The 19723-nt window shown below is 70.6% G+C and carries 21 protein-coding genes; 9 read left to right on the plus strand and 12 right to left on the minus strand.

What is annotated here, in order from left to right; genetic code table 11:
- The first annotated feature begins 47 nt into the window (after positions 1 to 47).
- Positions 48 to 806, plus strand: a complete 759-nt coding sequence (locus ITJ68_RS09275) for an SDR family NAD(P)-dependent oxidoreductase (protein ID WP_194660996.1) — start codon at positions 48 to 50, stop codon at positions 804 to 806.
- A 995-nt stretch (positions 807 to 1801) separates the two neighbouring features.
- On the opposite strand, the gene ITJ68_RS09280 is transcribed toward ITJ68_RS09275, so the two are convergent.
- Positions 1802 to 2407 (minus strand): TetR/AcrR family transcriptional regulator, encoded by a 606-nt coding sequence (locus tag ITJ68_RS09280; protein ID WP_194660997.1) that lies wholly within the window; start codon positions 2405 to 2407, stop codon positions 1802 to 1804.
- 93 nt (positions 2408 to 2500) lie between these two features.
- Between ITJ68_RS09280 and ITJ68_RS09285 the strand changes: the two genes are divergently transcribed.
- Positions 2501 to 3499, plus strand: coding sequence for an NADP-dependent oxidoreductase (locus ITJ68_RS09285; protein ID WP_194660998.1), 999 nt, complete (start codon positions 2501 to 2503; stop codon positions 3497 to 3499).
- A gap of 12 nt (positions 3500 to 3511) precedes the next feature.
- Here the strand turns inward: ITJ68_RS09285 and ITJ68_RS09290 are convergent, their stop codons facing one another.
- Complete coding sequence (locus tag ITJ68_RS09290; RefSeq protein WP_194660999.1) at positions 3512 to 4099, minus strand: DUF1349 domain-containing protein; 588 nt, start codon at positions 4097 to 4099, stop codon at positions 3512 to 3514.
- Between the two features lie 59 nt (positions 4100 to 4158).
- On the opposite strand from ITJ68_RS09290, the gene ITJ68_RS09295 reads away from it, so the two are divergent.
- Together ITJ68_RS09295 and ITJ68_RS09300 are read left to right on the plus strand one after the other, a co-directional pair.
- The gene (locus ITJ68_RS09295) at positions 4159 to 4443 is read left to right on the plus strand and encodes a hypothetical protein (RefSeq protein WP_194661000.1); all 285 of its coding nucleotides are present in this window, start codon (positions 4159 to 4161) and stop codon (positions 4441 to 4443) included.
- 247 nt (positions 4444 to 4690) lie between these two features.
- Positions 4691 to 6610 (plus strand): ABC transporter ATP-binding protein, encoded by a 1920-nt coding sequence (locus ITJ68_RS09300; RefSeq protein WP_194661001.1) that lies wholly within the window; start codon positions 4691 to 4693, stop codon positions 6608 to 6610.
- Positions 6611 to 6688: 78 nt separating this feature from the next.
- Here the strand turns inward: ITJ68_RS09300 and ITJ68_RS09305 are convergent, their stop codons facing one another.
- On the minus strand, positions 6689 to 7654 hold the full coding sequence (locus ITJ68_RS09305; RefSeq protein ID WP_194661002.1) for an AraC family transcriptional regulator: 966 nt from the start codon (positions 7652 to 7654) through the stop codon (positions 6689 to 6691).
- Here ITJ68_RS09305 and ITJ68_RS09310 point away from each other — a divergent pair.
- On the plus strand, positions 7620 to 8465 hold the full coding sequence (locus ITJ68_RS09310; protein ID WP_323743268.1) for an MFS transporter: 846 nt from the start codon (positions 7620 to 7622) through the stop codon (positions 8463 to 8465). The two genes, ITJ68_RS09305 and ITJ68_RS09310, sit on opposite strands and share 35 nt — an antisense overlap.
- Positions 8466 to 8523: 58 nt before the next feature.
- On the opposite strand, the gene ITJ68_RS09315 is transcribed toward ITJ68_RS09310, so the two are convergent.
- The 6 genes from ITJ68_RS09315 to ITJ68_RS09340 form a co-directional block, all read right to left on the minus strand.
- Positions 8524 to 9513: an aldo/keto reductase gene (locus tag ITJ68_RS09315; RefSeq protein WP_194661004.1), complete on the minus strand. Its 990-nt coding sequence runs from the start codon at positions 9511 to 9513 to the stop codon at positions 8524 to 8526.
- A complete protein-coding gene (locus ITJ68_RS09320; RefSeq protein ID WP_194661006.1) occupies positions 9510 to 10415 on the minus strand; it encodes a helix-turn-helix transcriptional regulator in 906 nt (301 codons plus the stop codon). Before ITJ68_RS09320 ends, ITJ68_RS09315 begins: the two co-directional genes overlap by 4 nt.
- 9 nt (positions 10416 to 10424) lie before the next feature.
- Entirely contained in the window at positions 10425 to 10811 is a 387-nt protein-coding gene (locus ITJ68_RS09325) for a DUF2255 family protein (protein WP_194661007.1), read from the minus strand.
- A 41-nt stretch (positions 10812 to 10852) separates the two neighbouring features.
- Positions 10853 to 11260 (minus strand): cupin domain-containing protein, encoded by a 408-nt coding sequence (locus ITJ68_RS09330; protein WP_194661008.1) that lies wholly within the window; start codon positions 11258 to 11260, stop codon positions 10853 to 10855.
- Between the two features lie 129 nt (positions 11261 to 11389).
- Positions 11390 to 12154 (minus strand): carboxymuconolactone decarboxylase family protein, encoded by a 765-nt coding sequence (locus ITJ68_RS09335; protein ID WP_194661009.1) that lies wholly within the window; start codon positions 12152 to 12154, stop codon positions 11390 to 11392.
- Positions 12155 to 12208: 54 nt separating this feature from the next.
- Positions 12209 to 13504 carry an FAD-dependent monooxygenase gene (locus ITJ68_RS09340; protein ID WP_194661010.1) on the minus strand — a complete coding sequence of 432 codons (1296 nt, stop codon included), beginning with the start codon at positions 13502 to 13504 and terminating at the stop codon, positions 12209 to 12211.
- A 68-nt stretch (positions 13505 to 13572) separates the two neighbouring features.
- On the opposite strand from ITJ68_RS09340, the gene ITJ68_RS09345 reads away from it, so the two are divergent.
- A complete protein-coding gene (locus tag ITJ68_RS09345) occupies positions 13573 to 14166 on the plus strand; it encodes a TetR/AcrR family transcriptional regulator C-terminal domain-containing protein (RefSeq protein ID WP_194661011.1) in 594 nt (197 codons plus the stop codon).
- A gap of 113 nt (positions 14167 to 14279) precedes the next feature.
- On the opposite strand, the gene ITJ68_RS09350 is transcribed toward ITJ68_RS09345, so the two are convergent.
- The gene (locus tag ITJ68_RS09350; protein ID WP_194661012.1) at positions 14280 to 15179 is read right to left on the minus strand and encodes a helix-turn-helix transcriptional regulator; all 900 of its coding nucleotides are present in this window, start codon (positions 15177 to 15179) and stop codon (positions 14280 to 14282) included.
- A gap of 118 nt (positions 15180 to 15297) precedes the next feature.
- Between ITJ68_RS09350 and ITJ68_RS09355 the strand changes: the two genes are divergently transcribed.
- The 3 genes from ITJ68_RS09355 (at position 15298) to ITJ68_RS09365 (ending at position 17932) form a co-directional block, all read left to right on the plus strand.
- On the plus strand, positions 15298 to 16503 hold the full coding sequence (locus ITJ68_RS09355) for an MFS transporter (protein WP_194661013.1): 1206 nt from the start codon (positions 15298 to 15300) through the stop codon (positions 16501 to 16503).
- Positions 16504 to 16814: 311 nt separating this feature from the next.
- Positions 16815 to 17300 (plus strand): GNAT family N-acetyltransferase, encoded by a 486-nt coding sequence (locus ITJ68_RS09360; RefSeq protein WP_194661014.1) that lies wholly within the window; start codon positions 16815 to 16817, stop codon positions 17298 to 17300.
- 32 nt (positions 17301 to 17332) lie between these two features.
- Positions 17333 to 17932, plus strand: a complete 600-nt coding sequence (locus tag ITJ68_RS09365; RefSeq protein WP_194661015.1) for a nucleotidyltransferase domain-containing protein — start codon at positions 17333 to 17335, stop codon at positions 17930 to 17932.
- Between the two features lie 114 nt (positions 17933 to 18046).
- Here the strand turns inward: ITJ68_RS09365 and ITJ68_RS09370 are convergent, their stop codons facing one another.
- Complete coding sequence (locus ITJ68_RS09370; RefSeq protein ID WP_194661016.1) at positions 18047 to 19222, minus strand: flagellar hook protein FlgE; 1176 nt, start codon at positions 19220 to 19222, stop codon at positions 18047 to 18049.
- A 52-nt stretch (positions 19223 to 19274) separates the two neighbouring features.
- Positions 19275 to 19709 (minus strand): flagellar hook assembly protein FlgD, encoded by a 435-nt coding sequence (locus tag ITJ68_RS09375; protein WP_194661017.1) that lies wholly within the window; start codon positions 19707 to 19709, stop codon positions 19275 to 19277.
- Positions 19710 to 19723: the final 14 nt, after the last annotated feature.

Raw genomic sequence — 19723 nt, forward strand, 5'->3', positions numbered from 1 at the left:
GGCTCGCGACCATCAGGACGACGAGCACCACGACGACCGGAGGAACGATGACCGACCTGCACCACGCCCGAGCACTCATCACCGGCGGGACCTCGGGTCTCGGGCGCGCCATGGCCGAGGGGCTCGTCGAGGCCGGTGCCCGGGTCGCCGTCACCGGGCGGTCGGCGGACCGTGTCGCCGCGGCCGCGTCGGCGATCGGCGACGACACCATCGGCATCGTGATGGACAGCCGTGACGAGGCCTCGGTCGATGCCGGGACGGCGGCCGCGTGGGACGCGCTCGGCGGGGTCGACCTGCTGGTGAACAACGCCGGCATAGGGATGCGTACGGTGAACCCGGACTTCATGACGACGCCGCAGGGCTTCTGGGACGTCACGCCGGAGGGGTTCCGCGCCGTCGTCGACACGAACCTGACGGGGTACTTCCTGGTCGCGCGGGCCGTGGTCCCCCGGATGCTCGCCGCCGGCAGCGGCCGCGTCGTCACGGTCAGCATGAACCACGGCACGATGAACCGACGCGGGTTCGTCCCGTACGGGCCGTCCCGCGCCGGGGCCGAGGCACTCGCGCGGATCATGGCAGCGGACCTCGCGGACACCCCGGTGCGGGCGAACATCCTGCTGCCGGGCGGCGCGACGGCGACCGGGATGCTCGACGGCGCGGCGCAGCCCGCGGGACTGACGGTGCTCTCCCCCGACGTCATGCGGGACCCGATCCGGTGGCTCGCCTCCGGCGAGGCCGCCGACGTGCACGACGAGCGGATCGTCGCGACCGAGTTCGCGGACTGGCTGGCCGCACGGCGCGAGTGACCACCGGACTGGAGGCTCGGTACCAGCTGGCATCGAGCCTCCAGTCCGGTGGGTGGTGACGCATCGTGACCGTCGGGACCGACGACACCCGGTGCGCTACCGTCGTCCTGACCAGAGGGGGGTCTGATGACGGACAGCACGGAGACCGGGACACGAGGGCTCGAGCCGGCCTGGGCACGGGTCCGCCCGCTGGTGTTCCGGACGGTGATCGGCGCGGTCGTCGCCGCCGGGTTCGTGGGGATCATCGCGGTCCTGGTCGGGGACTTCGGCCTGGTGGCGGTGCAGCTGCTCCTGACGATCGTGGTCGTCGTCGTCTTCGCGCTGCTCTCCTGGTACGACGCCGACGTGTCGTCCCGGCGATCGGGGGTGTTCGCGTTCGCGAGCATCCTGACGTCGATGTACCTGTTGGCGACCGGGCTCCTGAAGACCTGGGTGCTGCGCACGGACCTCGGCGACGCCGACGACTTCTCCGTGGTCGGCCGACAGTTCTCCGAGTGGATCGGGCTGGTCGCCATCGCCCGCGTCGCGCTGCTGCACGTGCACCTGCTGCTCGTCATCCACAGCCGACGACCGACAGCCCTGCTCCGGGTGGCGGCTCGGGCGACCGTCGGCGTGATCGCGGTGCTCGCGGCGCTGCTCTCGTTCCCGTTGCTCGTGAGTGACCTCGACCAGCCGGAGGGGCTCTGGCGCACCGTGTGGGTCGTCGTGATCCTCGACCTGCTCGGCACGGTGGTCATCCCGCTCAGCAACGCGCTCTTCAGCCCCCGCCGCGCCGAGCAGCCCGCCGCCTGGACGGTGCAGTCGCCCCCGCCGCCCCGGCCCCGACGGCCTTCGTGTACGAGGAGCGCCCCGAACCGCTGCGGGTCCTCGCCTGGCCGCGGTACGTCGACGGCACGCCGCTGCCGACGCTGGCGGACGGTTCCCCCGACTTCTCGGGCGTCCTCCGGCGCTGAGCGCCCGTTCCCTCGCTGGGCCCGGTCCGCGTCGTGGTCGACTCAGGTGCGGAGCACGAGCTGCACCTGGGCGCGGACGTCGCGACAGATCTCCTCGTTCGACGCGTGCAGGTGGGCCGGTGAGGCGAGGGTCACGAACATGACCGCCGAGATCGTCCGCGCGAGGAGCGTTGCCTCGGCGGCAGTGAACCGCTCGTCCCGCTGCAGGACGTCGGCGCAGGCGTCGTCCACCTGCTGGATCAGCTCCAGACCCAGGCGGTGGTGCGGTTCCTCCGGGTCGCCGAAGACGAGCTCGCGGAGGTAGGTGCGGCCGTTGTCGACCTGCCTCCGGTTGCACTCGACGACGGGCTCGACGAGCCGCATGATCGCGTCGATCGGCGAGCTGGTGGCGCCCGAGGCAGCGAGTCCGCGCTCGATGGCCTCGGCGTAGTGCGTGTTCTGCACCAGGAGCAGGAGCTCGGCCTTGGTGCGGGCGTAGAGGAACAGCGTGCCCGTCCCGATGTCCGCGGCGTCGGCGATCTGCTGGGTGGTGACCTCGTCGACGCCGTGTCGGCCGAAGAGCTCGTCGGCGGCGGCGATGATCCGAGCGAGCTTCTGCTGCTTGTTGCGCTCGCGTCGCCCGGGAGCTGCCGTGTCGGGAGTCGTCATCAGGACTGCAGCATACCGCTGCCGATCCTGCACTCACTTGCGAGTTCACTCATTCCTGAGTACGCTCAGCTTTACTCGAGGGCAGGAGCCAGCATGAAGGCGTTCGGGATCGACCGGTACAAGGGTGCAGTGCGCGAGATCGACGTGGCCGAGCCCGTCGCGGGACCGCGGGACGTGGTGGTGCGTGTCCACGCAGCGAGCGTGAACCAGCTCGACCTGAAGCTCGCCGAGGGCGAGTTCAAGGCCCTGCTCGAGCACGACCTCCCCCTCACGCTCGGGCACGACCTCGCGGGCGTGGTCGAGTCGATCGGTCCGGCGGTGACCCGGTTCGCGGTGGGCGACGAGGTGTTCGGACGGGTGGCGGACCTCCGGATCGGCACGTTCGCGGAATGCATCGCCGTCGACGAGGCCGACCTCGCGCACAAGCCGACCTCGACCAGCATGATCGAGGCGGCGTCGTTGCCGCTCGTCGCCCTCACCGCGTGGCAGGCCCTCGTCGAGCGGGCGAACGTCGGAGTCGGCAGTCGCGTGCTCGTCCACGGCGGCTCCGGCGGCGTCGGATCGATCGCGGTCCAGCTCGCCCGGCACCTCGGTGCGCACGTGACCACCACGGCGAGCGGAGCCAACGCGGACTGGGTCCGATCGCTCGGGGCCGATGACGTGATCGACCACCGCACGCAGGACTTCGAGCAGGTCGTATCCGACCAGGACGTCGTCATCGACGGCATCGGCGGCGAGAACCTCGAGAAGTCCCTCCGCGTCCTGCGCCCGGGTGGCAGCGCCATCGGGCTCGCCGGCCCTCCCGACCCGGCCTTCGCACGTCAGCTCGGCCTCAACCCACTCCTCCGGATCGCCGTCGCCGGGCTCAGCGCGAAGGTCCGTCGGCATGCGAAGCGGTCAGGCGTGGAGTACTCGTTCCTGTGGGTGCGTCCGGACGGCCGCCAGCTGGCCGAGATCGCGGCCCTCGTCGACGCGGGACTGCTGCGCCCGGTGGTCGGCCGCGTGTTCCCGTTCTCCGAGACTCCCGACGCGCTTCGCGCCCTCGCCCGGGGCGGCACGCGCGGGAAGATCGTCGTGGCGGTGTCCGACTAGCCACACCACCCGTCAGGCATCGGGGTGCAGGCTCGTGTCTGCCGGTCCGGTCCGCCACGCGGTGAAGTGGACCGTGAGGTCGTCCCGTGACGGGGCGCAGCACATCGGCCCCGCGGTGACGACCGCATCCGGGTCCAGGGGCGCCACGCGCACCAACCGCCACGGCTCGTCGTCGACCCGGGCGCGGATGGTCAGCGCGTCGCCGGAGCGGCTGGCGCGGACCGTGACGACCCGGTCGTGCCATCCGGGGACGGGCGAGAGCGACCAGTCGGAGACTCCCCGTGTGACGACCGCGCCGAGGCTGTCCTCGCCGTCGCTGCGTTCCACACCGGTCTTGATCCAGGTGCTGTCGTCGACCTTGACGAAGACGCCGGCCTGGTCGAACTGCGCGGAGAAGTCGAGGAGGAACGACACCTCCACGGCGCTGTCCTGCTCGAACGGCGCGAGGAGGGCGTGTTCCGTGTCGTGGACGAACCCGTACGAGGTGATCCGCCAGGCATCGCTCTCCTCGACGGCGGTGACGTGCATCCCGTCGTCGGCGATCTCCACGTGCGCGGGCGCGGTCGTCCAGGTGCCGGAGTTCCAGTCGATGTCGGTCATGGTCTCGAACGTACCGGCCGTCCGGTCGACCGGTGGTGGTCCGCGGTACCGTCAGGTCCGTGAAGTGGTTGCTCGGGTTCTCCTCGCTGTTGAAGTTGCCGTTGCTGGCGCTCGCAGCTCTGGCGATCGTCGCGTTCACCACCGCGCACGGTGACCTCGGACGGATCGGACTGGGATGTCTGGCCGCAGTGGGTGCGGCAGCCTGCTTCGTCCTGATGTGGCTCGCCGAGCGAGCGGTGCGGAACCGCGCTGCGGACGATGCCATCGCTCGCAGCATCGAATGGGACGCCGCTGCTGATCGTGAGCGGGCGGCTTCGGCCGACAGCGCCTCGGACCGTCCGTAGGGCGAGGGATGCCTCCCAGACGGAGAGCGCCGGCTGAGGCGCGACCTCCGTTCCTCCCCCGTCGACGCCATGCGCTCTCGCACCCCTGCGTCGTGGTCTGCACCGGGTCGGTGCTGTCGTCGCGGCCAGTCCGCACGGCCGTCGGTACCGGGCCGTAGGCTGAGGCCGGCTCGCCGCCGCCGGGGAGGACCCCGATCTCGGGCGCCCGGCATCCACGTCGGGCCTGGAGCCCACGGAAGGAATCGCAATGAGCATGGAAGGCGTGGCCTGGAGCTCGCTCTACAAGATCTCCACCGCCAGGGACGGCAAGCACGGCATCTCCCGCGAGTCCGTGCGGCGGATCATGACCTTCGCCGTGCCGTACCGGGCCAAGCTGGTGGTCTTCATCGCCCTCTCCGTGGTGGGCGCCTTCCTGGCGGTCGCGACGCCGGTGCTCGCCGGCCAGGTCGTCGACGTCATCGCCGCGCGCGGTGCGGTCGACACGATCGTGTGGCTCGCCGTCGTCATCGCCCTGGTCGCCGTCGCCGATGCCGCCACGTCACTGGTGACCCGCTGGTACTCGGCACGGATCGGTGAGGGCGTGATCCTGGACCTCCGCACCGCCGTCTTCAACCACGTGCAGAAGATGCCGATCGCCTTCTTCACCCGCACCCGGACGGGCGCGCTCGTGAGCCGTCTCAACAACGACGTGATCGGTGCGCAGCAGGCCTTCAGCGGCACGCTGTCCGGCGTGGTCACGAACATCGTGGCGTTGGTCCTCACCCTCGCCGTCATGCTCAGCACCTCCTGGCTCGTGACCGTGCTCGCGGTGGTCATGCTCCCGATCTTCCTCATCCCTGCACGCCGGATGGGCAGTCGCCTCGCTGCGTTGCGTCGTGAGGCCGCCGACCACAACTCCGCGATGAGCACGCAGATGACCGAGCGGTTCTCGGCGCCCGGCGCCACGCTCGTCAAGCTGTTCGGCCGCCCGGACGAGGAAGCCGAGGAGTTCCGCGTGCGCGCCGCCCGGGTCCGCGACATCGGGGTCCGGAGCGCACTGCTGCAGTTCGTCTTCGTCACCGCGCTCACCCTGGTCTCCGCTCTCGCACTCGCGCTCGTCTACGGGGTCGGTGGTTCCCTCGCACTCGGTGGTCGGCTGAACACCGGCGACGTGGTGACGCTGGCCCTCCTGCTCACCCGCCTGTACGCGCCGCTGACCAGCCTCGCGAACGCCCGCGTGGAGATCATGAGCGCCGTCGTCAGCTTCGAGCGCGTGTTCGAGGTGCTGGACCTGAAGCCGCTCATCGAGGAGAAGCCCGACGCCGTCACCGTCCCCGACGGCCCCGTCTCCGTCGAGTTCGACGACGTCCGCTTCGCCTATCCGTCCGCGGACAAGGTGTCGCTCGCCTCTCTCGAAGAGGTCTCCACCCTCGACACCCGCGGCGGTGACGAGGTGCTGCACGGCGTCTCCTTCCGGATCGAGCCGGGGCAGACCGTCGCCCTCGTCGGCACGTCCGGCGCCGGCAAGTCCACGGTCGCGCAGCTCCTGTCGCGGCTCTACGACGTCGACAGCGGTGCCGTCCGCCTGGCCGGCACGGACGTCCGGGACGTGACCTTCGCCTCCATGCGGCACACCATGGGCATGGTGACCCAGGACGGCCACCTGTTCCACGAGACCATCCTGTCCAACCTGCGCCTGGCGCGACCCGAGGCCACCGAGGCCGAGGTCTGGGACGCCGTCCGCCGCGCACGGCTCGAGCCGCTCATCCGGTCCCTGCCGGACCAGCTCGACACGATGGTGGGCGAGCGTGGCTACCGGCTGTCGGGTGGTGAGCGTCAGCGGATGACCATCGCGCGGCTCCTGCTCGCCCAGCCGCGCGTCGTCATCCTCGACGAGGCGACGGCGGCACTGGACTCCACGTCCGAGGCTGCCGTGCAGGAGGCCCTGAGCGAGGCGCTCGAGGGCCGCACCGCGATGGTCATCGCCCACCGGCTCTCCACCATCCGCAGCGCCGACGTGATCCTCGTGGTCGAGGACGGCTCGATCGTGCAGCGCGGGACGCACGAGGAACTGCTGGCAGCGGGTGGGCGCTACGAGGAGCTGCACCGGACCCAGTTCGCGGTGCAGAAGGACGTCGCGCCGGACGAGGAAGCGCTGACGGGGGCCGAGTCCGCGAGTCGCGCCTAGGGTCGGCGCACCAGGGCACCACGATGCGGACGGGAGGCTCGGCACCAGCTGGCAAGGAGCCTCCAGTCCGGCGGGTGGTCACCGCGCAGGTGACCTGTCCTCGGTGCGCGACGCGGTCCGGTACCGACCGGGCGGGAGCGAGCGTTCGCGACGGAAGGCCCGGTTGAAGGCGTAGACGGAGGTGTAGCCGACGTCGGCTGCGATCGCTTCGAGCGTGTCGTCGGTGTCGCGGAGTCGACGAGCCGCCAGGCTCATCCGCCACCGGGTGAGGTACTCCCCCGGCGTCGTGCCCGCGAACGTCGCGAAGCGGCGCGTCAGCGTCTGCTTCGACGTCGCGACCTCACGCGCCAGCGCCTCGGCTGTCCAGGGACGGCCCGGGGCCTCGTGGATCCTCGTGACGGCCCGCAGGAGGAGGGGATCGCGGAGGACCCCCCACCACGAAGGGTCAGCGTCCGGGGACGAGGCGAGCCAGGCGCGCAGGACCTCGACGAGGAGGACGTCGACGAGACGGTCGAGGACGAGGTCGGTGGCCAGACCGGAACGGGCGAGTTCTCGCCCGAGGAGTCGGACGATGGCCTCGAGGTCCGCGTCGAGCTGCTGCGCCCGGAAGTGGACGACGGGAGGGAGCAGCGCGAAGACCGGCGTGGAGCCAGCGGGGTCGTGCGAGTACGAGGCACCCAGGATCTGCGTCTGCGCGTCCCCGTCGCCGAGACGCAGGAGGTCACCGTGTCGGCGGGCGTCGTCGGCAGCCGCGACGTCGCACGAGTGGATGTCGGCGCCGGGTTCGCTGGAGAGTGAATGGGCGGCACCGGTCGCGAGGACGACGACGTCACCCGTCATCAGGAGCCGGGGGGCGTCGCCCTCGACGGTCAGGTACGCGATGCCTGCCGTGACCGCGTACACGACGGCGTCGCGGTCACGGACCCACTCGACGCCCCAGTTGCCGGCCGCCGCGATAGCCGTCGGGCCGGTCCTCGGCGGAGCACTGACCACGCTCGACTGGCGTCTGGTGTTCGCGATCAACCTGCCGGTCTGCGTCGTCATGCTCGCGCTGCTCACTCGGGTGGCCCCGTCGCCGCGACGCCCCAGCCGGTTCGACCCCGTCGGTCAGGTCCTGGCGCTCGTCACGCTCGTGGGACTCGTCTTCGGGCTCATCGAGGGCGGCGCGAACGGGTTCGACGCCTTGTACGTCGTGACCGCGCTCGTCGTCGCGGCGGCGGCACTCGTCGGGTTCCTGGTCGTCCAGGCCCGAGGCCGCGCCCCGATGATGCCGCTCGACCTGTTCCGCTCGAGCGGGATGCGGATCGCGCTCGGCGTCGGCTTCGCGTTCATGGTCGGCAACTTCGGCAGCGTGTTCGTCCTGAGCCTCTACCTGCAGCAGCACCTCGAACTGACGCCCCTGGCCGCCGGGCTGGTGTTCCTGCCCTCCGCAGCCTTCAGCATCGTCGGCAACGTCGTCAGCGGCACGCTCGCGAACCGGTTCGGTGCTCGCGTCCCGGTCGTCGCCGGACTCCTGTCGATGGTGCTCGGTCTGGCCGTGATGGTCGTGCTCGCTCCGTCCGACTCGGTCGTCGCCGTCGCCGTGTGCACGATCCTGACCGGCGCGGGCGGGGCGGTGGCCATGCCGCCGGCGACCTCCGTCGTGCTCGCCGCCGTCCCGTCGGAACGGGCCGGCACCGCGAGTGCGGTGTTCAACACCTTCCGCCAGGTCGGTGGCGCCGTCGCCATCGCCGTGTTCGGCGCGTTCCTCGCGGACCGGGCACACGTCGTCGCCGGCACCCAGCTCAGCTGCGTCGTCGCCGGTGCCGTCATCCTCGTGGCCGCGCTGGCGGCCACCCGGATCCGGACCAGATGACGGACTGGAGGCTCCCGACCAGCAGGTGGGGAGCCTCCCGTCCGTCGTCGGATCGCGATCAGCGGTTGGTCTGCTCTTCGAGGAAGTCCGGGTAGCGTCCGCCCACGATCTCGACGGAGTCGGAGAGCGCCGTCAAGCGGTCGACGTCGGCGGCGGACAGGTCGACGTCCGCGGCACCGATGTTCTCGGTGAGCCGGTGCGGCTTCGTCGTGCCGGGGATCGGGACGACCCACGGCTGCCGGGCCAGGAGCCACGCCAGCGCGACCTGTCCCGGCGTCGCCCCGAGTCCGCTGGCGATCGCCTTCACGCCGTCGACGAGCGCCACGTTCGACGTGAGCGCGTCGCCCCCGAACCGCGGGATGCTGGCGCGCAGGTCGTCGTCACCGAACGTCGCCGACGCGTCGATGGTGCCGGTGAGGAACCCCTTGCCGAGCGGGCTGAACGGCACGAAGCCGATGCCGAGGTCGGCGCACGCGTCGAGGACCCCCTCTTCCGGGCGGCGCCACCACAGCGAGTACTCGCTCTGGATCGCGGTCACCGGCTGCACGGCGTGGGCGCGGCGGATGGTCGTCTCGGCGGCCTCGGACATGCCGTAGCGGAGCACCTTGCCCTCGGCGATGAGGTCGCGGACGACGCCGGCGAACTCCTCGATCGGGTGGTCGGGGTTGACGCGGTGCTGGTAGTAGAGGTCGATGTGGTCCGTCCCGAGGCGCCGGAGCGAACCCTCGGCGGCGGCGCGGACCTCGTCGGGGCGGAGCAGGCGTCCGAGTGGCTCGTGGGTGTCGGGGTCGATCGCGTTCGCGAACTTCGTGGCGATCGTCACGCGGTCACGGACCGGCGCGAGCGCTTCGCCGACGAGTTCCTCGTTGCGGTGCGGGCCGTAGGTCTCGGCGGTGTCGAAGAGGGTGACGCCCTGGTCGACGGCGCTGCGGATCAGGTCGACCATCGCGGAGCGGTCGGGACTGCCACCGTAGCCGCCGGTCATGGTCATGCAGCCGAGGCCGATCTCGGCCACGTCGAGGTCGGTCCCGAGGGTCCTGGTCGTCATGCGCGTCCTTCTCTCGGTCGGGGTTCGGCTGCGGCGTGCAGTGCATCGCGGCGGTCGGTGGCGTCGACGGACCCGAGCAGTCGGAGCGCGTCGGCGGTCGGGGAGCCGGGTTCTGCGGTGTAGACCAGGAAGCTCAGGCTCGGGTCGCTCATCAACCGGGCCCCCTCGAACACGAGGTCGAGCGCACCGACGACCGGGTGGACGAAGTGCTTCTCCCCCGTCGCGTGCCGGCGGACGTCATGCGCGCCCCACTTCGTCCGGAACTCCGGGCTGCGCGTCGAGAGCTCGCCGATGAGGTCCTGCAGGTCCTTGTCGTGCGGGTCGTGCCCGGCGGCGGCGCGGAGGATCGCGACGCTCTGGTCGGCGGCGAGGTCCCAGTCCGGGTAGAACGCGTCCGCCCAGTCCCGGTCGAGGAAGGCCGCGCGGGCGAGGTTCGGGCGTTCCACCGTCCGGAAGAGGTCCGCGTAGAGGGCCCGTCCGAGCGCGTTGGCACCGAGGACGTCGAGGTGGTCGTTCCGGATGAACGCCGGACCGCCGGTGAAGGCGTCGAGGGTGAGCTGCAGGCTGACGCGGAGCGTCCTCGGCGTGGTCGAGCGTCGTCCGGCGCGGACCGGGGAGGCGTTCGCGGCGCGGGCGAGGTCGAAGAGGTGGTCGCGTTCGGCGTCGTCGAGGAGCAGTGCGCCGGCGATGGCGTGCAGCACGCTGTCGGAGGCGCCGGAGAGGCTGCCGCGCTCGAGCCGGGAGTAGTACTCGACGCTGACGTCGGCGAGCATCGCGACCTCACCGCGACGGAGTCCGGCGACCCGGCGGTTCGGTCCCGTCGGCAGGCCGACCTGTTCCGGGCGGACCCGGGCACGGCGGCTGACCAGGAAGTCCTTCACGTCCTCGCTGTTCGTGCTCATGAGGCGACCCTACGAGTGCGTGTCGAGACGCGGGCGGATGCGGACGGTCGCCGAGGTCGGGCCGTCCTGCAGCATCGGCGGCAGGTACTGGCTGCCCGCGTACTTCGTCTCGTACGCGGCGTCGATGCGACTGTTCAGGTCCGGTCCGATCGCCTCGAACGTCACCTCGTGGTCGGCTCCGGCGACGGTGATCCTGCCGGCGCCCTGCTCGACGGCCGAGCGGTACCAGCGGGAGCGGCGTCCGTTGTACGCGCGGACGTAGAGGTCGCCGTCGACGACGACCGACCAGATCCAGGTCGGCGTGCCGTACGTCGTGCCGTCGGCTCGGAAGGGACTGACGTGGAGGTCGTCGCTGGCTGCGATCGCGGCGATGGTGTCGGGGGTCCAGGTGGCCATGGTGCTCCTGTTCAAGCGGTCGGTGGGTCGGATCCCGTTCGTCAGTGGCCGGCGAGGTCCTCGTCGGCGACGTGCTCGAGCCAGGTCGTCGTGGTCGAGGGGTCGTCGGCGTTCTCGAGCATCGCGACGTGCTCCATGAAGGTGCCTTCGGCGGACGCGTGGAAGTGCTCCTCGCCGGGCGAGACGTGCACGGTGTCACCGGGGCGGGCGGTGATGACCGCGCCGTCACGGGTCCCGAAGCGGGCGACGCCCTGCGTGATGCGCAGGAACTGGCCGCGGGCGTGGGAGTGCCATGCGGTGCGAGCACCGGGAGCGAACTTGACGAGGGCGAGCGTCGCGCGCTGGTCGCCGTTCTGCGGGGCGGCGATCAGGTCGACCCAGACATCGCCGGCGAACTGCTCCGGCGGGTTCTTGACGGTCGGTGTCTTCGGCAGGATCTCCTGCGACATGGTGGTCCCTTCGGTTTCGGTGTCCAGGCGGCACCTGGGAGTTCGGATCGGGTGCGCCGCGCTGCCCCCCACGCTACGAGCGGGGGCAGCGCCGAGGGATGCCCTGACGGGGCAGCCCTCACCGCTGACTCACTGGTCTTCTGCGGGCGCGGCGGCGTTCACCTGCGCGAGCCCGTTCAGGGTGCGCGGGTAGCCGACGTGCGGCAAGAGGACCGTGAGCACGTCGAGGAGCTGGGCACGGGTGTTGCCGACGTTGCGGTTCGCGGCGACGTGCCCCTTGACCTGGGCGACGGCACCGCCGAGTGCGACGAGGAGCGCGAACGTGATCAGTTCACGCTGCTGCAGGTCGAACCCGGTGCGCGTGTAGTGGTCGCCGAAGCAGTTGGCGGACAGGAACCGCTGGAACCGGAGTGCGTCGGCCGGAGCGTCGTCGTACATCCCGTCGACGGTCTCCGTCCCGACGATCTGACGCTGCACCGCGATCCCGAGGTCCGTACGGTCCTCCGGTGTCGTGGTCGACTGCCCGGGGAGGGGCAGCGCGACACCGCGTTCCGTGAGGACCTCGTTGGTGATGGCGATGAAGTCGACGACGCGGGCGGCCCCGACGTATGCGACGGCCTGGTAGGCGACCTCCTTCACCTGGACCGGGGTGACGCCGTTGTCGAGCGCGGCTCCGAGCAGGCTGCGGAACGGTTCGTGCGCGCCGACGGCGATCATCGCTGCGAGCTGGTAGGTGAGGCGGTCGGGACGGCTCAGCGCGCTGTCGGAGAGCACCTCACCGAGCGCGAAGTCGGAGTGGTACGCCCAGAACTCCGGGTCGGTCTCGGCCAGCGAGGTGGTCAGGTCCGGGAACAGCGTCGCGAGTTCCTGCTGTGCGTCGTCATGGGTGGTCATCGAGGCTCCTGTCGTCCTGGGTGCAGCCGGTGCTCCGACTGCACCCGTTCGACGCTAGGAGCGGGTGTCCTGACGTGGGACACCCTGACAGGGAACCACTGTCGGGACCGCCGTTCCGTCGCCTTCGTAGCGCGGAAGCGCCCACGCTCCCCCTCGATCCGTCGTGGCTCGCGCCGCGATGCGTTCGGGGATGCGCAGAGCACAGGCGACGGCGAACGCCGCCTGGAGTGCAGCGACGGCGATCCTCGGTCGCGGGAACCCGAAGGCGAGCAGGCGGGGCTTCACGGCCGCCTGGATCTCGTCGACGAAGGGGCGGAGGGTCGAGTCGTACCGCGCGAGTGCGCCGTCCAGGTCATCCGGTGTGGCGTTGACCTCACCGGCGAGGACGTACGCACCGACGAGCCCGCCGGAGATGCCCATGCCGCTGTAGGGCGACGCGCAGTGTGCGGCATCGCCGAGCAGGACGACGCGGCCCGTCGACCAGGTGTCGGTGCGGACCTGCAGGACTTCCTGCGAGTAGAAGAACGGCGCTTCCGCCATGCCGTCGACGAACCGCTGCGTCTGCCATCCGGCATCCCGGAACCGGTCAGCCCAGAACCGCTGCTGGTCCTCGACCGGAGCACGGTGGACCGCGGAGGCCTCGTCCGACGAGTCGCGGAGGATGAAGTACGCCTGCGTCTCGGTCGCGTTGTGACTCCGTCGCATGATCTGCCGTCCGCCTGGAGCCGCGTAGGTCTCGCGGACGTCACTGTCGGAAGCGACCCGCGGCACGAACCAGTAGGCCATGTGCAGCCCGGTCCGCCAGTACACGTCCGCGCCCTCGGGGAGGACGTCGCGACGGATCCGGGATCCCTGACCGTCAGCACCGACGAGCAGGTCGAACGTCTCGTCCGAGCCGTCCGAGAAGTGCGCGACGACCTCGTCCTGCGTCTGGTCGAACCCCTCGACGGTCAGCCCGAAGCGGTACTCGACGTCCTCCTTCGTGGCGTCGTGGAGGATGCGGACGAGGTCGCCGCGCATGATCTCGTACTCCGAGGTGAGCGTCTGCTTCCCCTGACCGGAGGTGTTCGCCATGATCGCGCCGAGCCGTCGTCCCGACCGGCTCACGAATGCGACACCCGGCTCGGCGACGAGGTGCGCCCGGACCTCGTCCAACAGGCCCATCGCCGTGATCGCCTCGATGCCCTGCCCGCGCAGGTCCACCTGCGCACCCGTTGCCCGGAGGGCCGGGTACCGCTCCGCCACCGTGACGCGGTGACCGGCTCGTGCCAGCCAGAACGCGAGCGCCGGACCGGCGACTCCCCCACCGGCGACGAGCACTTTCAACGACTTCTCCTGCTTCGTGACCATGGTGCATCTCCCGCTTTCCCTATCAGTGATAGTGGGAGTGTGCGCCTATCAGCGATAGTCTGTCAAGCATGGCGAAGATCGATCGGGCTGTGGCAGTCCGGGAAGCACTGGCGTTGCTCGACGAGGTGGGCCTCGACGGCGTGAGCACCCGGGCGGTGGCGCGACGGCTCGGCGTGGAGCAGCCGTCCCTGTACTGGCACTTCAAGAACAAGCAGGAGCTGTTGGCCGCGATGGCCGCGGCCGCGCTCGAGCCGCAGGACGCGCTCCCGTTGCCGCAGACGGGCGACGACTGGAGGTCGTGGTTCCTGGAGAACTACCGGAGCTTCCGCAGCGCCCTCCTGGCGCATCGCGACGGGGCGCGCCTCCACGCTGGGTCGGTCCCTGACGGCGCGTCCCGGGAACGGCTCCTGCAGAAGTTCGCGTTCCTCGTCGACGCCGGTGTGCCCCAGTCACATGCGATCGCTGGGATGCTCGCGGCGAGCCGGTTCACCGTCGGGAGCGCGCTCGAGCAGCAGGCCGACCCGGACGCCGACGAGGCCGCGGCCCCGACACCAGGCGAGCACCTCGCCGTCCCCACGCACGAACAGGCCTTCGAGGCGGGCTTGCTGATGCTGCTGACCGGCCTCGAGAGCGGGAGCGGGAGCGGGAGGGATCAGAGGTGACGTGTGGCGCTGTGGCCATGACGGACTGGAGGCTCGGTGCCAGCTGGCACCGAGCCTCCAGTCCGTCCCGTGCCCCGGCAAGTCAGGTCAGCGCTCGAGGCGCCACCCCCTGATCAGTGCGCAACGACCTCGTCGTCGTTCGCTGCCGGAGCGGCGTCGGACGTGCGACGGGTCGCTGCCCACGACTCCAGGAGTCGCAGCGCTTGCTCCGTCTCGGAGGCCGGTTCAGCGGTGTAGATGCAGAGGTTCAGCCGCCGGTCGATGCTGAGGTCGGCCGTCTCGTACGTGAGACTCAGATCGCCGACGGCTGGGTGGTGGAAGGTCTTGACGCCCTCGGCGTGGTTGCGCACGTCGTGTCGGCCCCATCGCGAGCGGAAGTCGTCGCTGACGGTGGACAGCTCCCCGACGAGGTCGTGCAGGTCTCGGTCATGCGGGTCGCGCCCGGCTTCCGTGCGCAGGATCGCGACGGCGACGTCGGCGGCGCCGTCCCAGTCCGGGTAGAACTGCTCGGCGCGAGCACGGTCGAGGAACGTGAACCTCGCGAAGTTCGGGAGCTCACCGACTCGTGGCTGTACCTCCGAGTAGAGCGCCCACCCCAGGCTGTTCGCGGCGACGAGGTCCATCCGACCGTTCCGGACGATCGTCGGCGCGTGGACGATCGCGTCGAGCGTCCGTTGCAGTCCCGGTCGCACCACGGCGATCCGCTGTCGACGGGCCGGCCGTCGCGGGGTGGTCCCGGCAGCGCGAGCGAGGTTGAACAGGTGCTCGCGCTCGGCGTCGTCCAGCTGCAGTGCCCGGGCGATCGACGAGAGGACCGGTTCGGAGACGCCGACCAGGTCGCCGCGTTCGATGCGCGCGTAGTACTCCGAGCTCATGTCGGCAAGGAGCGCCACCTCAGACCGGCGCAGGCCGGGCACCCGGCGGTTCGGACCGCTCGGGAGTCCCACCAGGTCGGGCGTGACGCGGGCGCGCCGGGAGGAGAGGAACGCCGATGCCTCGTGCTTGCTGTCCATGCCCTGACGCTACGTCAGCACACCCTCGTCTGGCGTGCCTCGTCAGGGCACGCTCCAGCGCTTCCGCGCCGTCCGCGCTCGGGGCATCGTTGCAGTCCAGCCACGAGGAAGGACCTGCATGACCACCACCGGATCCGTCCCGGTCGCCGCACGACGGCCGGCTCCGGCAGACACCCGTTTCCCGTTGCCCGCACTGGTCGTCCTCGCGGCGACGGGGTTCGTCCTGATCGGAGCGGAGACGATGCCAGCAGGTCTGCTCCCGCAGATCGCGGACGGCCTGTCCACGTCCGAGGGAACCGTCGGTCTGCTCGTCAGTGCGTACGCACTCGGCACGGTGGTCGTGACGATCCCTGCCATCACCCTCACCCGAGGGATCGATCGCAAACCCCTCCTGCTCGCCGGTGTCGCGGCGCTGCTCGTCGCGAACACGATCACGGCGTTCTCCGACTCGGTGACGCTGTCGCTGATCACCCGGTTCCTCGCCGGTGCGTTCTCCGGAGTGCTGTGGGGCATGCTCGCCACCTACGGACGACGGATCAGCCCACCGGCATCGGCCGGCCGGTCGCTGGCGATCGTGTCGACGGGGGCGCCGGTCGGGATCGCGTTCGGCACACCGCTCGGCTCCTGGCTCGGGACCACGTTCGACTGGCGGTGGTCGTTCGGCGGACTCAGCATCATCACCGCTGTGGTGTTCGCGCTCGTCGTGCTGCTCGTGCCGAACGTCCCCGGCCAGGCGGCGGAACAGCGGAAGCCCCTCCGGCAGGTCGTCCGCATCCCGGGCGTCGGGATGGTCCTCGCCGTGATCGCCGTGTGGATGCTCGGGCACAGCACCGCCTACACGTACATCGCGCCGTTCCTGCGGGCGGCGGGCCCAGGTGTGGGTGTGGACCTCGTCCTCGTCGTCTTCGGTCTCGCCTCGATCGCCGGCATCGCCGTCACCGGCGCGCTGCTGGACCGGTTTCCGCAGCTGCTCCTGCACGGCACGGTGCTCGTCTTCACGGTCGCCGGCGTGCTGCTCCTGGTCGGCAACGGCTCCACGCTGCTCGTCGTCGTCGCCGTCGCTCTGTGGGGCATCGCGTTCGGCGGCGCCCCGGCGCAGCTGCAGTCCGCTCTGACGATCGCGGGCGGTGCTGACGCCGACGTCGCGAACTCGTTCCTCCCCGTCGCGTTCAACATCGCGATCTTCGGCGCCGGCATCCTCGGCGCCGGTGTCCTGGCTGCCGGCGGAGGCCTCGCGCCCATGGGGGTCATGGTGGTGCTCGGCCTGGCAGCGCTCGCGCTCACCGTCGTCGGTCGCCGCACCGCGTTCCGCCCGGCGTCCTGACCGCGCCGGCCCCGCCCCGCCGTGTTCGGCGAGCACGTCGTGGGATGTCAGCGACGTCCTGGTCACCCTGTCCGACTCGGACTCCGAGACGTGGTGCGTGGACTGCTGGCGTGGGTGGGGGCGAGGGCTGCCGAGCGCGGAGCGGCCTCCGTGCGGCTCGACTGTGCGACGGACAACCCCGACCTGCGGCGCTTCCACGAACAGCAGGGGTTCCGGCACGTCCGTGACGTGACGGTGACCTCGCTCGATGGCGGGCGGCAGCTCGCTTCCAGCCTGTACGAACGCGAGCTGGGCCTGGGACCCTGGGGAGCATGACACTCCTCGGTGACCGCGTCGCGCTCGAGCCGATCTCACCAGCGCTGGCGCACCGCATCATCGCGCGTGACGAGCGTCCCGACGACGCCTGGCATCCCGACTACCCGTTCGCCGACGAACTGGACCCCCTCCGGTCTCTCGCTGCTGAGACCGCTGTGGAGCAGGACTTCACCATGTACCTGGTGCGGCGTCGCTCAGATGGCCTCGCCGTCGGTGGCTTCGGGTTCTTCGGTCCGCCGGACGCCACCGGGACCGTCGAGTTCGGGTACGGCCTGGTCCCCGCAGCCCGAGGAGCGGGACTCGCGAGCGACGCCGTGCACCTGGGTCTCCAGCACGCCACCGAGTGTGGTGCGCGGATCGCACTGGCTGACACGGACCTGGGGAACGTCGCCTCCCAACGTGTCCTGGAGAAGAACGGACTCACCGAGATCCAGCGCAACCAGACCCACGTGTTCTACCGTCGCGCACTCACTGCCGCGTAGGCGATCACCGGGCAGGTCCGTATCGTGACGGCATGCGCCGACGCCATGACCCGTCCGTGGACCGGTGGGCGCCGCTGTCCGTGGCGCACGTGCGAGAGGTCATCGCCGGGAGCCCCGCATGGCTCTCCGGCGGGTTCGGCATCGACGTCGTCCTCGGGTACACGTCACGCGCGCACGGCGACATCGACGTCAGCATCGTCGATGCGGACTTCCCCGCCTTCGCCGCGACGCTCCCCCGGTGGATGCAGCTCTTCGCAGCGCAGTCCGGGCACCTCGCACCGATCGACAACGCCGTCGACACGGAGCCGCTGGACAACATCTGGTGTCGTGACGAGCGATCCGGGCTCTGGTGCCTCCAGGTCAACCGAGAGACCGGCAACAGCGACACCTGGCTCTACCGCCGCGACCCCACGGTCCAACGCACGTGGTCCGCGGCCGTCCTCGACGTCGAGGGGTTGCGGGTCGTGGCACCCGAGGTGCAACTGCTCTGGAAGTCGGCGGACCCGTCCGCGAAGGACGAGTCGGACCGAGCAGCGGTGACGCCGTTGCTGGACGACGAGGCGCGTCAGTGGCTCCACGAAGCGATCGCGCGGGCGCACCCCGCATCAGCATGGGCGGACGTGTTCCGGTGAGGGCGTGGCGGCCAGCCGGCCGCCCCGATCCGGAACCCATGACGGACGGGAGGCCCGGTGCCAGCTGGCACCGGGCCTCCCGTCCGTCATGTCGTCGCGGTCATGACCCGACGACTACCGCTTGAGGTTCGTCAGCTCCTGCAGCACCTCGTCGGAGGTGGTGATGATGCGGGCGTTCGCCTGGAAGCCGCGCTGCGCGACGATCAGGTTCGTGAACTCCTGCGACAGGTCCACGTTCGACATCTCGAGCGTGCCCGACGCGAGCGAGCCGATGCCCGCGGAGCCCGGGGTGCCGACGTTCGCCTGGCCCGAGTTGGCGGTGGTGCGGTAGCCGGACGCACCGGTCTTCTCGAGGCCGGCGGGGTTCGCGAAGGTCGCGAGGGCGATGCGGCCGATGGCGAGCGACGAGCCGTTGGAGAAGCTGCCGACGACGGTGCCGTCCTTCGAGATCGAGTAGCCCTGCAGCGACCCGGCCTCGTGGCCGTTCTGCGACGAGATCGACGCAGTGTTGAGCGTGGCGAAGCCGGAGAGCTGCGTCATGTCGACGGTGATGCCGCCGACCGCGATGGTGCCGCCGGAGGCGATGGTGCCGTCGGCCTTGAAGGTCATGTCGGCGGTCTTCGAGGTGCCCTGGCCGTTGCTGGCCGTGACGGTCCAGCCCGTGGTGGTGCGCTGGTACGCGAGGGACATCGTGTGCTTGGTGCCGTACTGGTCGTACACGGTGGCGTCGCGGTTCAGCGTCTGGCCGACGGCGGTGTCGGACGGCAGGTTGCCCGTGACCGTCGCCGAGCTGGTGGCCGTGGCGGGGGCCGCCGCGTCGATCGGCAGGGTGATGTCGGTGAGCGCGCCGCCGTCGTTGACGACCCCGTTGGTGGCCGGGTAGCCCTGGACGATCTTGCCGTCCGAGCTGACCAGACGGCCGTTGGCGTCGAAGTCGAACGCGCCGGCGCGGCTGTAGACGGTGTCGTTGCCGAGGCGGGTGACGAAGAACCCGTCGCCGGAGATCATCAGGTCGGTCGCCTTGCCGGTGGCCTGCGCCGAGCCCTGCGCGAAGTTGGTGGAGACGCCGGCGACCTGCACGCCGAGGCCGATCTGGGCGGGGTTCGTGCCGCCGATCCCGGTCTGCGGTCCCCCGGCGCCCTGGGTCATCTGCGACAGGGTGTCCTGGAAGACGGTCGACGAGGCCTTGAAGCCGACGGTGTTCACGTTGGCGATGTTGTTGCCCGTGACGTCGAGCATCTCCTGGTGCGAGCGGAGGCCGGAGATCCCGGAGTAGAGCGAGCGGAGCATGGTGTGTGCCTTTCAGGGCGAGGAAGAAGAGTGGAGAGCAGGGGGAGGTGGATCAGGAGGCGGTCTTGATACCGGAGATCACGTCGAGATCGACCTCCTTCCCGTTCACGGTCACGGTCGGGACGCTCTTGGCGTACGAGACCGCTGATGCGGTCCCGGTGATCGAGGCCCCTGACACGGCGTCCGTGTAGCTGACCTGCTTGCCCACGAGGTTCGCCGCGGCGATCCGCATCTGCAACGAGAAGTTCTCGTTCCCCGTGGTGGTCTGGTTGGTGACCTGTTCCATCATCGCGAGCTGCGTCTGCTGGCTGATCATCTGGTTGGTGTCCATCGGCGACGACGGGTCCTGGTTCCGCAGCTGCGTGACGAGCAGCTTCATGAACACCTCGGAGTCCATCGTCTGGGACGTCTTCGAGCCGCTGTTCGCAGCGAGTGCGGCGGCCTGCGCGGCCTGGTCCACACTCCCGGTGATCCCGTCGATCGGCATGGTGTCTGTTCCTT

The organism is Curtobacterium sp. VKM Ac-1395 (assembly GCF_015350975.1).
GTDB lineage: Bacteria > Actinomycetota > Actinomycetes > Actinomycetales > Microbacteriaceae > Curtobacterium.